12 protein-coding genes are annotated in these 12,821 nt (G+C 26.6%); 3 read left to right on the plus strand and 9 right to left on the minus strand.

Features of this window, described 5'->3' with window-relative positions:
* Positions 1–117: 117 nt before the first annotated feature.
* The 3 genes from QZ306_RS04485 to lysS form a co-directional block, all read right to left on the minus strand.
* Complete coding sequence (locus QZ306_RS04485; protein ID WP_295161613.1) at positions 118–1,314, minus strand: glycosyltransferase family 9 protein; 1,197 nt, start codon at positions 1,312–1,314, stop codon at positions 118–120.
* Positions 1,315–1,345: 31 nt separating this feature from the next.
* A complete protein-coding gene (locus QZ306_RS04490; RefSeq protein WP_295161615.1) occupies positions 1,346–2,587 on the minus strand; it encodes a glycosyltransferase family 2 protein in 1,242 nt (413 codons plus the stop codon).
* A 269-nt stretch (positions 2,588–2,856) separates the two neighbouring features.
* Positions 2,857–4,371 carry a lysine--tRNA ligase gene (lysS, locus tag QZ306_RS04495; RefSeq protein WP_295161617.1) on the minus strand — a complete coding sequence of 505 codons (1,515 nt, stop codon included), beginning with the start codon at positions 4,369–4,371 and terminating at the stop codon, positions 2,857–2,859.
* Between the two features lie 237 nt (positions 4,372–4,608).
* Here lysS and QZ306_RS04500 point away from each other — a divergent pair, with 237 nt between their 5' ends.
* Complete coding sequence (locus QZ306_RS04500; protein WP_295161620.1) at positions 4,609–4,962, plus strand: hypothetical protein; 354 nt, start codon at positions 4,609–4,611, stop codon at positions 4,960–4,962.
* A gap of 18 nt (positions 4,963–4,980) precedes the next feature.
* On the opposite strand, the gene QZ306_RS04505 is transcribed toward QZ306_RS04500, so the two are convergent.
* On the minus strand, positions 4,981–5,316 hold the full coding sequence (locus QZ306_RS04505) for an ankyrin repeat domain-containing protein (RefSeq protein WP_295161622.1): 336 nt from the start codon (positions 5,314–5,316) through the stop codon (positions 4,981–4,983).
* Between the two features lie 281 nt (positions 5,317–5,597).
* Between QZ306_RS04505 and QZ306_RS04510 the strand changes: the two genes are divergently transcribed.
* Together QZ306_RS04510 and QZ306_RS04515 are read left to right on the plus strand one after the other, a co-directional pair.
* Positions 5,598–7,127, plus strand: a complete 1,530-nt coding sequence (locus tag QZ306_RS04510) for a sodium:solute symporter (protein WP_295161624.1) — start codon at positions 5,598–5,600, stop codon at positions 7,125–7,127.
* A gap of 16 nt (positions 7,128–7,143) precedes the next feature.
* Entirely contained in the window at positions 7,144–8,301 is a 1,158-nt protein-coding gene (locus QZ306_RS04515; RefSeq protein WP_295161626.1) for a cyclically-permuted mutarotase family protein, read from the plus strand.
* Between the two features lie 69 nt (positions 8,302–8,370).
* On the opposite strand, the gene QZ306_RS04520 is transcribed toward QZ306_RS04515, so the two are convergent.
* The 5 genes from QZ306_RS04520 to QZ306_RS04540 all read right to left on the minus strand — a co-directional run bounded on the left by QZ306_RS04520 (position 8,371) and on the right by QZ306_RS04540 (position 12,816).
* Positions 8,371–8,589: a putative Se/S carrier-like protein gene (locus QZ306_RS04520; RefSeq protein WP_295161627.1), complete on the minus strand. Its 219-nt coding sequence runs from the start codon at positions 8,587–8,589 to the stop codon at positions 8,371–8,373.
* Between the two features lie 2 nt (positions 8,590–8,591).
* On the minus strand, positions 8,592–9,695 hold the full coding sequence (locus QZ306_RS04525) for an aminotransferase class V-fold PLP-dependent enzyme (RefSeq protein ID WP_295161628.1): 1,104 nt from the start codon (positions 9,693–9,695) through the stop codon (positions 8,592–8,594).
* A gap of 25 nt (positions 9,696–9,720) precedes the next feature.
* Positions 9,721–10,296, minus strand: a complete 576-nt coding sequence (gene yedF / locus QZ306_RS04530) for a sulfurtransferase-like selenium metabolism protein YedF (protein WP_295161629.1) — start codon at positions 10,294–10,296, stop codon at positions 9,721–9,723.
* Between the two features lie 79 nt (positions 10,297–10,375).
* The gene (locus tag QZ306_RS04535) at positions 10,376–10,864 is read right to left on the minus strand and encodes a CvpA family protein (RefSeq protein ID WP_295161630.1); all 489 of its coding nucleotides are present in this window, start codon (positions 10,862–10,864) and stop codon (positions 10,376–10,378) included.
* Positions 10,864–12,816 carry a methyl-accepting chemotaxis protein gene (locus QZ306_RS04540; protein ID WP_295161631.1) on the minus strand — a complete coding sequence of 651 codons (1,953 nt, stop codon included), beginning with the start codon at positions 12,814–12,816 and terminating at the stop codon, positions 10,864–10,866. The genes QZ306_RS04535 and QZ306_RS04540 overlap by 1 nt, the downstream gene beginning before the upstream one ends.
* Positions 12,817–12,821 lie beyond the last annotated feature (5 nt).

The raw sequence follows: 12,821 nt of genomic DNA on the forward strand, positions 1-12,821 counted from the left end.
ATCAGCATATAAATTATTTTTTAATATTTAAAATTATTATTAAAATAGAGGCATTATTTTATTGGTATCAAACCCTATAACTTTTGTAACTATTAAAAACATATTTGAAGTGTCTTCTTAAAAATATTTACTATGTTTATTATCTATTAATTCACATATAGTATCAGCTGATATTAAATTTAGAAAATCTTTATTATAATAATGTTCATAATAAGGATTATCAAAAGAATTTTCTGGTATTGGTGTAGAAACAATTTTATATTTTTTAAATTTATCAGGATAATTTATAAATCTTATAAAATTTGCTCCGCTTGAAATTACAATTATATTTGAACCAACTGTCATTGCCATATGATACCCTCCTGAATCATTACTAATGACTATTTTAGATTTATTTATTATGTAAAATATGCTGTTGATATCATATTTGCCACATATAGATTTTATATATTGTCTATTTTGTATTATCTTATTAGCTATTTGCTGATCATTCATAGATCCAGCAATATAGGAAATAATATTATATTTTTCATATAAATGATCACATACTTTTTGAAAATTTAAATAATTCCATTTTCTATCATCATTTGTAGCACCTATAAATATTAAAGCATAATTTTCATAAAAATTAAAATTAATATTTTTAAATATTTCTTCTTTTAATTCTATAGATATACTTGATATATCTATAGAATGATTAAATAATTTTTCAAAGAAATGTATATTCCTATACAATTCAAACATATCATTTTCATCACTATATATAACTTTAGTATAAGCACTAATGTCTGTTCTTTGTCTTTGAGACATTACAAATAATCCTCCATAACTTCCTATTTTATCATTAGCATTAATTAATTTACAAAAATCATCAGTCCATGTTCCTCTTAAATAATAATTTGATATAAGAATATCATAATTAATATTGGAAAAAAACTTTTTAGCAGTTACATTTTTATTATTTATATTACCTTCAAAATATATATATTGATTTATATATTCATTGTCAAAAGATAGTACTATATCTATAAATCTATCATTTCCAATAAAAGTTATTTTATCATATTTATAGTAATCTCTAATGAATGGTAATATTGGTCTAAACATTAAATAATCACCGATTCCAGCATCAAAATATATAGCTATATTTTTTTTATGATCGCAATAGTTTAAATTTATAACTTTAAAACTATCATTTTTTTCATAATGATTAGTTGCTACATATAATAAATATTCTCTAAGAGAATTTCTTAATTTTTTAAAAGGTATCCACCATACAATATTATCTATACATCTTTTGATATTATCATTCATTAAAATACTCCTAATCATATTAAAACAGTTTTTATTTTACAAAATTATACAGATCTATTAAATACCATAAATTCCTTTTATCACATATATCTAAAAAAATTTCTTCAGTTATATATCCGTCTTTTATATTATCAATAATTAATTTTTTTAATAATTCTCTTTGAATATTATGAATATTAATATCATTTTCAGTTTGTTTGGTTTTATGAAATTTGATATCTATAAAAGTGTAGGTTAATCTATAAAAAGTAACAAAAAAATTATACATTTCTATATCAACATCACAAATATTTAATTTTTTAGAATAATCAAATATATTTTTTATTGCTTCATATTTATCAATTATATACTTGTTGTTAACAATATTAGTAACCGATTCTTTTCTCCTATAGTGAAAATATAATGGAATAGGTATATATTCTAATGAATTAGAAATGGAAAATATCTTAAAAAGCCCAACCATATCCTGACTATAAATATTTTCAGGAATAAAATCACAATCTAATTTATCTAGTAATTCTTTTTTATAAATTTTATCCCATAAAGGCGCATGCATTTTTTCTATACATAATAAATGTAATATGTAATATCCGTATAAAAATTGTTGTATATTTATATGCATATCCGTTATTTCATCATTTTCTATCCAATAATAATTAAAACAAACTATATCAGTATTATTTAATAACATTCTTGAAACGGCTATTTCATAGGCATTTAAAGCAACAGTATCATCAGGATCAGCAAATCCTATAGCATATCCTTTAGCTTCTTTCAATCCTGTCATTCTAGCGCCGCCGGATCCCTTATTTTCTTTATGTTTTATATATTTTATTCTTTTATCTTTTGAAGCATATTCTTCGCATATCAAATTATCTTCTTTATTTGGCGAACAATCATTAACTAATATTATTTCTATTTCTTTCAAAGTTTGATTAACTAAGCTATCTAAACAATTTACTAAATATTCTCTGCCTATATTGTATATAGGTACAATTATAGATATATAAGGCGGTTTAATTTTATTAAATATATTTTTATCATAATTATATTCTTCTGAAGCAATATGATTTAATTTTACTTTTATATCTCTATAAAAGTAAGGTATATTGTTTACTTGATTTTCTATATTATTTACCTTTAATTTTATCTCATTTATTTGAGATAATAACAAATTTATTTTATTTTTTAAAGGCTTTGTGGTTATTTTTATTCCGCAAATATTTCTAACTTGATATATTCCGTCATCATATTTACTATAAAAAAAATTCATAATTACCACCTATAAAAAATTATGCAATAAAAAACCTATTCTGCAAGATTAATTTCTTGCGGAATAGGTTGTAATTTATTTATTTTTATTGTAATATTATTTATATATTCTCTGCATATTTGCGTCTTGTCTTGTCTTGTCTTGTCTTGTAAAACATTATAGTTCCTAATAAAAAATATTATACTTTAAATAAAGTAAATATTAAATAATTAATTTAGTCAACCAAATTATATATTTTTAGATTTAATCTGATTAAAAACGATATTTCATTAATCTGACTTTCTCATCTGAGGAAAAAGTATTGTGTCTCTGATGCTTTGAACATTTAATAAAAGCATAGCCATTCTGTCAATACCTATTCCAAGTCCGCCTGTGGGAGGAAGTCCGTATTCCAAAGCATTAATGTAATCTAAATCCATATCCATAGTTTCATCTTCTCCGCGTGCTTTTGCTTTCAGCTGTTCTTCAAAACGCTCTTTTTGATCTATAGGATCATTAAGTTCGCTGAAGCCGTTAGACATCTCCATTCCTCCTATAAACAGCTCATATCTTTCCGTAATATCCGAATTATCAGAGTATGATTTTGAAAGAGGGGAAACTGATTTCGGATAATTGATAACGAATGTAGGCTGTATTAATTTATCTTCAACTTTATCTTCAAATACGGCAACCATTACTTCCCATTTATTAGGTTTAGTTTTTGAAGTGTCTATTTCTACGCCTATAGATTTTGCTTTTTTCAATGCCTCTTCATCTGAAGATACTGCATTAAAATCGATTCCTGAATGCTCTTTAACTATATTAACCATAGAAACTCTTTCAAACGGAGGCTTAAAGTTAATCTCATATTCTTTATATTTAGAAATGTATTTTCCATTTAATTTAAAGCATACTTTAGAAAAAATATCTTCAACAAGCTCCATAACTTTATAAAAGTCGGCATAAGCCATATATGCTTCCATCATAGTAAACTCTGGATTATGCTTTGTAGATATTCCCTCATTTCTGAAATTTCTATTAAGTTCAAATACTCTGTCAAAACCTCCTACAACAAGTCTCTTCAAATAAAGTTCGGGTGCTATTCTTAAATAGAGAGTCATATCCAAAGTATTATGATGCGTGATAAAAGGCTTGGCTTTGGCGCCTCCTATAAGAGGATGCATCATAGGAGTTTCAACTTCTAAAAAATTATGCTCTGTCATTATTTCTCTTATAGAAGATATCATTTTTGAGCGTTTAATAAAAGAGGCTTTTACATCATCATTCATTATTAAATCAACATATCTCTGTCTGTATCTGAGTTCCGTATCCGTTAATCCATGAAATTTTTCTGGCAGAGGATTAAGCGATTTTGTAAGAAGTTTTAATTCGCCTGCATATACAGTTATTTCTCCCGTTTTGGTTTTGAATACGGTCCCTTTAATGCCTATAATATCTCCTATATCTATAAGTTTTTTAAATACCGTATTATAAAACTCGTCTCCTATTTTATCTCTTTGTATATAAGCCTGAATAGTTCCAGAAGAATCTTTTATAGTAAGAAATGAGGATTTGCCCATTACTCTGTAAAGCATAATTCTGCCGGCAATTGACACTTCCGTCTGATTTTTTTCCAACTCGTCAAATTGTTCAGATATGTCTTTTGACTTATAAGTTATATTATAGCTGTTTGGAAACGGGTTAATTCCCATATTTCTTAAAGTATTTAATTTTTCTTTTCTGTTTTCTTTTTCCGCATTTCTTTCCGAAACAGTATTTTCAGAATTATTTTGATTTTCCGACATTAAATTATCCTTAAACTTAAAAATTATTTGTTATTTATAATGAAAATAACATGAAAAAATATTATATTAATATATATTAAAAATAAAAAAAATTCTATAATAAAATGTATTTTTATATTATTAATAAATAATTACAGTTTTATAAAAAATGAAAATATATTAGCATATAACATTATGTATAATAAGCTTAAAATTATAAAATATAAAATAACCATTTATTTAATGGCAATTATTTTTTTGTGCGCATCTTTTATAATAGTTTATATTTATTTTGTCTTTGATAGTAATAATATAATAAAAGTTAATGCAAATATAGAAAGTATTGAATATTATGAATATGGTATTATTAAAAAAAATAAATTTGCTAATATAGTTTACAGCTTTAATTACAGTAATAAAAATATTATTCTTACCAATTCATATTTAAAATATAATGAAAGTAATTTTATCATTAATTCAAAATCTGAAATTTTATATAATAGTAAAACTAATTCAATAGCTGCAAAGCCCAGAGCATATACATTAATTTTTGCATTTATATTTATGTTTTTATCTATAGTCTTAATAGTATTTACATTTAAGTTAAAATAACGGTATAACTAAATATTATTATTTTCCATTTTTCTTTAAAAGCTTTGCAGTATCATTATGTCCATTTTTTTCTGCATAATCTAAAGCAGTCCAGCCTTCATCATCTTGAATATTAATATCTGCTCCTGCCTTTATTAATTCCTTTGCTGTTTCAGTATGACCATTATATATAGCCCACATTAAAGCAGTAAAGCCGTTATAATCTTGAATATTAATGTCAGCTCCTAAAGCTAAGAGCTCTTTTACTTTTTTAGTATTTCCATTCTCTGAAGCTGTTAGAAAGTTTTCTTCATTTTGTGTCAGAGAATATAAATTAAAAGATATTAAAATTAAAACAGCTAATATTTTTTTCATTGTTTTATTCCTTTTTTCATTTTTTTCTTAAAGAACGCAAAAGCTTTGCAATTTTGATATGCCTATATACTTTATAAAAAAGCCTGTTAATTATAATACAAAAAAAATTATTAGCAATAATCAGTAATTTTGATTATATAAAAAATGAATATATGAGTTTTAAATAATATTTTTAATTATTAATTTATTTTAATATTTTCATTTTTTTATTTACAATATAATTTTGTTTTACTATACTATAAATGTTCGCTTGAACAATATTATTTATTAGGAGAACAAATATGGCTTGGCATTGGTTTGATTGGATAGTTATCGGACTATACTTTATAGTAATGTTTTTAATAGGTATGTTTTTTGCTAAAAGAACAAAATCTACAGATGACTATTTTAAAGCAGGGGGAAGGGTTCCTGCATTGGTTACGGCTATGAGTATTTATGCTACAGCTTTATCATCTATTTCATTTATTGCCATACCTGCTTCCGTTTATAATAACAGCTGGCTTTTGGGTATGGCGCCTTTAGGAATTATTTTAATGGTATTATGGGCTGCCCATACATTTGTACCATTTTTCAGAAGGGTTAATGTTACAACCGCTTATGAGTATTTGGGAAGAAGATTTGATGATTCTTTCAGATTGATTGGAAGCTTAACATTTATACTTTTTCATATAGTAAGAATGGCTATAGTAATTTATCTTCCTACTTTAGCTATTCAGCATGTACTGCCTTCCCTTAATCCTGTTTTAATAACCGTTATTGTTTCTATATTCTGCGTGGCATATACATCTATGGGCGGTATAGAAGCCGTATTATGGTCAGATGCCATACAAACGGTTGTCCTTCTTTTAGGAGCTTTTTTAGTAATTATTGTAGGGTTTTCGTCCGCTCCTGAAGGAATAGGGCAGGGATTCAAATTATTAGCCGATGACGGTAAGATTATAACTCCTGATTTCTTCTCATTAGATTTAGCTAAATCAAGTATTTGGGTTATGATAATAGGAGGCTTTGTTAACTCTATTTATTCTTATGTTGGAAGTCAGGATATAGTTCAAAGATATGCCACAAATAAAGATGAAAATGAAGCTAAAAAAAGTTTATTTATGAATGTTCCTTTACTTTTGACTAGTATAATAATATTTATCGGTATGGGTTCTGCTTTATATATATATTTCCATTTTAAAACAGCACTCCCTGAAAATATTAACGGTAATTCCATACTTCCTTACTTTGTTGTAAATGCTTTGCCTGTCGGCATATCTGGTTTGGTAATAGCAGCCATATTTGCAGCCGCTCAGTCCACAGTATCTTCCAGTCTGAACTCTGTTTCTACCTGTATGACCGCCGATATATTAGAATATCTTAAACCAGGAATGCAAGATTCGTCTAAATTAAAATTTGCAAGATTATCAAGCTGGATAGTCGGTATATTCGGAACCTTGATTGCTATTTATTTCATATATAATGGTCAGGGCGATATGTTTTTATATTTCCAAGCAATAACAGGACTTTTAGGCGGACCTATAGCTGCAGTATTTCTGGTAGGCATATTCTTTGATAAGGTGGAAACAAAAGCTGTATGGATTGGATTTATAGTTTCCGTTATAGTGGCATTCTATATAAGCGATCCTGCAGGTATGCTTAGTAAATTTATACCTATGTATTCTAAACCTAAGATATTTGAGTTTATGATTTCATTTATAATTATAGGTGTCGGTATAATAGGCTCTTTATTAGCTTCTTTTGCCTTCGGAAAACCAAGCGCAGAGAAAATAAAAGGTTTAACTTATTCTGCAACTATGAAAAATAAATAATAATAAAGGAACTGTAATGGAAAAATTTACTTTAATGTTTTTATTAAATATTATATTAAGCTTATTTGTTTTAAGCTGTTCATATAATATCTCGGATACTGATTTGCTTGATTCAAAAACAGATAAAAAAATAGTTTGGGAAGTCGGCGGACATCTGCCTGCTCAGACAGGAATGGAGAAAAATATAGGCACAGCTGGGCTTTTATACGGCTCTTTAGCAGGTAAGTATATAGTTGTAGGAGGGGGAGCTAATTTTCCTGAAGAATCCGTATTAAACGGCGGAGTTAAAAAAACATATTCTGATATTTATATGCTTGAGGATAAAAATGGAGTATTGGAAGTAGTTGAGCATATCAATTTAGATAATGAAATAGCGTATGGCTCTTCTGTAACCGCTGAAAACGGAATATATTATATAGGAGGTTCTTCAAATCCTGAAGCTGATGACAATATACTATTTTTTTCATTAAAAAAAAATAAATTGAATGTTGAGAAAATAGGGGATTTGCCTTTCACATTACAAAACGGCGCTGCAGTATATAAAGATAATAAATTATATATTATTACAGGAAAGCAGGCGGGAAGAGGGAGCAATAAAGTTTATGAATATGATTTAACATCTAAAGAAACAAAAGAATTAGCACCTGTACCCGGTTATGAAAGCAGAACTCAGGCAGTGGCTCAGTTATTAAACGGAAATATATATGTATTTAGCGGCGGCGATGCTGTAGCTTATACGGACGGGTATAAATATGATTTTGCTAATAATATTTGGGAGAAAGTTGCCGATGTATCTCTTAATAATGAAGGCATATCTCTGCTGGGTGCTGTATCCGTAAAGCTTAATGAAAAAGAAATGCTTGTTATAGGTGGTTTTAATAAATCTGTTTATGATAATGCTGTTTATAATTTAGGAGCTCTTCAGGGAGTTGCTTTGTCTTATTTCAGAGCGGGATATTTCGGCTCCGATCCTTATGAGTTTAATTGGAATTCCAATATATTAGTTTATAACTGCGAATTAAATACTTGGAAAACAATAGGCGAGGTTCCTTTTGATGCTCCTTGCGGCGAAGGATTAATATTAATAAAAAATAAAATATATTCCATAAACGGAGAGATTAAGCCTGGCGTCAGAACAGATAAAATGTATATCGGCACAATATCAGCTAAATAAACAAAAGTTTTTATAATGTTTGAGGGCTTGCTTTTTCAGCAGCCCTTTTTTATAAATCTGCAAATCATACTAGTTCATATTTTTAATTTTTACAAGCAGTCCTGCAGATTCCAGCAATGATATAATATGTAATTTATCTTTCTCCTCTATATCTATAGCCATATTGCATACCCCGAATACAGGTTCTGGAGCAGGGCGTACAATAACTTCTATCCCTGCATCCAATAATATTTTTTCAGCTTTGATTAAATCTCTTGGTGTTTGTAAATAACAAAAAATTCTTGACATAATTATTGTCCTAATACATTTATTAAATATTTTAAATCTTTTTTAACAGTATACGGGGAGAAAGAAAATCTGATAGCGCCTTTATTATTTCCGTAAAAATTATGAGCCAAAAAAGAACAGTGAAAACCGTATCTGCATTCTATATTATAATCTTCATATAATCTATGAGCCAAATCAGGCATATTATCAGCTGTTATTGAAAATAAAAACCCCTGAGAATATTTATTTTTTGACCATATAACATTATATTTATTCATAGATTCTATTTCTTTTATTGAATCAATCATATCATTTATATCAATATTCCAGCTTGGTCTGTTTTTAAGAGCTGCCGAAAGCCCTATAATCCCAACGGTATTCGGAGTACCAGATTCGTATATTTCAGGTATGCTGTAAGGAGTTTCATAAGAGTCTCCGAATCCCCCTCCGAAGTATGCAGGTTTAAGTTTATCTGGATTTTTAACATAAAAACCTCCTGTACCTGCAGGACCAAGCAAGCCTTTATGACCAGTAAAGCTAATAAAATCAATATTCCATTCATCAGCTTTTATTTCATGCATACCTGCAGACTGTGTTGCATCTGCAAGCAAAGGTATTTCTCCTATAGCCTCTTTAATTTCTGCCATAGGCTGTATTAATCCGCTTACATTGCTTTCCATATTAACAATGACCAGCGATATTTTTTCTTTTTTAATTATCTGAGAAAGAAGATGAGTATTTATTATTCCGTTTTCTAAAGAAGGTATTATATTATATTTTACATTTTTATTTTTGCTTAACTGATATATAGGTCTCAGTACCGCATTATGTTCTAAATTAGATATTAATACTTTGCAGTCATGCAAATCAAGTCCTATAAGTATATCGTTTATTGATCTTGTGGCTCCTGAAGTAAATATAACATTAGAATAATTTTCTGTCCCTAAGAATTTTTTTGCCAATAATTCTCTGCATTCCTCAATTTTCTTAGTGGTTTCTTTTCCTCTTTCTGTATTAATTCTTCCGTAAGTTCCTCCTGTATTCATTATAAAATTATAAATCTCTTCGGCAACTTCTTTAGGCTTCGGAAAACTAGTAGTGGAGTTGTCAAAGTAGTAATTTTTCATAATGCATATTTATTAAAATTTTTTATTATGCTCTTATAACCGCAGAAGCATTGCCCATAGCTTCAATAATTCCAAGCATATTAGTCTGCTCTTCAGTTTTTATTTCATCTAATTTATAGAATTTAACACATGTTCCGCAGAAAAATATTTTTATTCCCGCATCTCTTAATTCCTGCAGTAGAGTTTTATATGGTTCTTCAGCTCCTAAATAAACCCCTCCGTTGTAGCAGTATAAAGCTTCTGGTTTAGGACTTGCATCTTTTAATGCTCCCAGAAATGCCTTTAATAATAATTCCCCAAGTTCATCATTACCAGCTCCCATTACTTTTTTGTCGGCAACAGCAATTACAGGTCCTGAAAATTTTTCTATATTTGAATAATTAGAAGATGATATATCCTTATTCTTAATGATTTTAAAGTTTTGCCCTTCATTGGTATATGTTATTGCATTATTATTTAAAAAGTCTTTGATATTATGAAATGCAGTATCATCATCTATTAAAATTTCTATTTCTTCATTTAAAGCGGCATTTGTTATTGAGGTTTTTGTAAGGATTAAAGGTTTTGGACAGGGTATGCCTCTGGCGTCTATTGTTTTCATAATTTTTACTTCCTTAAGACAAATTTAATATAATGCAACATAATATAATAAAAGACTTTTATTGTCAATTATATGTTTTTTATAAAAACTGATAAAAATAATTTGTATATCTATTGTTTTCAAATGAAGAAAAAATGCGCTTGAATAAAATAAATATATTATTTAATATAATTGAGTTTGAAAATAATTTTTCATAATCGGGAGATAAATATACTGCTGTAATCATTATTAAATAAATAACAGAGCCTGATATAAATAATATTACAATACCGCCCATAAGTCTGTCTATCCATGATAAATATATTATTTTTAAAATATCTTTTATACTTTTTTCAACTTTTGAAAGTATTATTCTTATTATTGAATAAGATGCTATAAGAGATATTATTTTTAATATTATAGAATGATTAAAATATTTTGACATTTGATTATATATGAGAGGAGATATTATTAATACTGATATTACGGCTGCAGCAGGCGTAATTACTGATATTAATCCTTTATACAAACCATACAAAAACATAGCAGTTAATAATGCAGTTAATAATATATCAATATTACTCAGCATTATGATCTCTTAAGTAAAGATATTATAGGAGCAAATGTAAAACTGCTTTTATTTCTATGAGTATTTATAATATTTGATAATGCTTCTATATCGGTATGCATAAATGAGGAATAATTTCCTATTTTCTTTGTTATTTCATTCAATTCATCTTTTGATTTTATTATATTATTGAAATTATTAAATATTTTATATACATCTTGATTTTGATATTCTATTTTAGAGTTTAAATTATTTTGAACTTCAAGCATAGCAGATATATTTTCTTTTATAGATAATACTATTAAATTCTGATTTGCTAATATATTGGACATTGCATCATTATATTGCTCTATGGATTTGAAATGACTTAATTTTGCAGAATCCGTATTAATATTATTTTCTATTTCTTTTATAAACTTATCAATATTTTCAGATATTCTATTAACTTCTTTTGTAATTATTTTACATCTGTCTTTAATGTAGAATGAAGAGTTTTCTATCACTACCAATCCTGCAAATATATCCGTAAGCATTTTTTCTATTGAGTCTGTTCCTTTGGATATTTCAAAAGATAAAGCTCCTATTTCTTTTGCCACAACAGAAAAACTTTTGCCGTAAAATCCTGCTTTTGATGCCTGAATACCTGCATTTATAGATAAAAGGTTGGTTTTATTTGTAATAGATTTAATATATTCTATTGTTTCATATATGGATTCTGTTATATTATTGACATCTTTAAATTGATTAGCAGATTCTATTATGGCATCTAAAAATTTTTCAGAAGTTTCAACCATACTTTCTTTTATAAGCCTTAATTCGTTTTTTAAAGTAGCTATTTGATCATTAGAAAAATTTGAATCTTTCATATTTGAAATAGTCTGATTTAATATTCTGAAATGATCCTGCATTTGAGATTTATATTTATCAAAGAAAGTAAATATAGTATTTGTATATTTTAATCCGTCTTTGATTATATTTTTTTTGCTGTTTTTTGCATCTATTAATTTATCATTGGATTCTAATATTGAATCTATCTTGGAGCTTATTATATTATAAGCATCTTTATTTTCTTTATCTATTTCAAAGACAAACATAGAAGTATCCATCAGATTTTTGTCTATTATATTTAATTCTTTTGAAATTCTGTCTATATTATTTAAAGTTTTCAGATTCAAATGTAATTTACTATTTAATATGCTCTCTCTCTTTATAGAATCCATAGCATTTTTTGCAAATGATGAAAATATAGATATGGATCTGAATGAAGATGATATTACAATAGCAATTCCCACTCTGTCAAAATCTATACCGTTTAATGTTTTATCTATATAGATGGATCTTAATATCAGCGCTAATGCCGCAAGTATTGAAATAAGCATTAATATATTATCTTTATAGTTATAATTCATTATAATATCCGTTATAGTAGATATAAACATAATTAAAAATATAAATAATATGATATATGTTTTTAATTTATAATATAATCCTGCTGACTTTATAAGATACGATGAACTTTCCGAGTCATAATAGCTGATTGAAATTGAAAAAAATCTGTCAGGGTATATTATACTTAAAGTTATAAGTATTACAGATAATATTATTCCAAGTACAAATGCGATATTGCTTAAATTCATAAGGCTTTTATTTTTTAATATAAAATTTTTAGAGTTTACAGGCATTAATATAACTGTAATTAATACTATAATATTTATTGTCAAATACATAGCCGATGATAATTCTTTATTTATTCCATATACCTCAAAAAATATTATGAAAAGAGATATTATATTATATAATAATATAAATGTAAGCGTAACTGAAATAGTAATATATATAATTTTCTTTGTTTTTATAGCTAATAATAAATACAGCATAATAAATACTGTCATTAAAGAAATACCTATAATAGGCGTTAATAATTTTAATATTGTTATATTATATCCGTATATCAAATTTGAAAATATATTCATATCCG

Source organism: uncultured Brachyspira sp. (genome assembly GCF_910588665.1).
GTDB lineage: Bacteria > Spirochaetota > Brachyspiria > Brachyspirales > Brachyspiraceae > Brachyspira.

Bases quoted from the DNA above. Each gene is read 5' to 3' on its own strand.
- QZ306_RS04525 (WP_295161628.1), bottom strand. From the start codon at position 9,695: ATGAAAAATTACTACTTTGACAACTCCACTACTAGTTTTCCGAAGCCT.
- QZ306_RS04515 (WP_295161626.1), top strand. From the start codon at position 7,144: ATGGAAAAATTTACTTTAATGTTTTTATTAAATATTATATTAAGCTTA.
- QZ306_RS04540 (WP_295161631.1), bottom strand. From the start codon at position 12,816: ATGAATATATTTTCAAATTTGATATACGGATATAATATAACAATATTA.
- QZ306_RS04510 (WP_295161624.1), top strand. From the start codon at position 5,598: ATGGCTTGGCATTGGTTTGATTGGATAGTTATCGGACTATACTTTATA.
- QZ306_RS04490 (WP_295161615.1), bottom strand. From the start codon at position 2,587: ATGAATTTTTTTTATAGTAAATATGATGACGGAATATATCAAGTTAGA.
- QZ306_RS04485 (WP_295161613.1), bottom strand. From the start codon at position 1,314: ATGAATGATAATATCAAAAGATGTATAGATAATATTGTATGGTGGATA.
- QZ306_RS04535 (WP_295161630.1), bottom strand. From the start codon at position 10,864: ATGCTGAGTAATATTGATATATTATTAACTGCATTATTAACTGCTATG.
- QZ306_RS04505 (WP_295161622.1), bottom strand. From the start codon at position 5,316: ATGAAAAAAATATTAGCTGTTTTAATTTTAATATCTTTTAATTTATAT.
- QZ306_RS04520 (WP_295161627.1), bottom strand. From the start codon at position 8,589: ATGTCAAGAATTTTTTGTTATTTACAAACACCAAGAGATTTAATCAAA.
- yedF (WP_295161629.1), bottom strand. From the start codon at position 10,296: ATGAAAACAATAGACGCCAGAGGCATACCCTGTCCAAAACCTTTAATC.
- lysS (WP_295161617.1), bottom strand. From the start codon at position 4,371: ATGTCGGAAAATCAAAATAATTCTGAAAATACTGTTTCGGAAAGAAAT.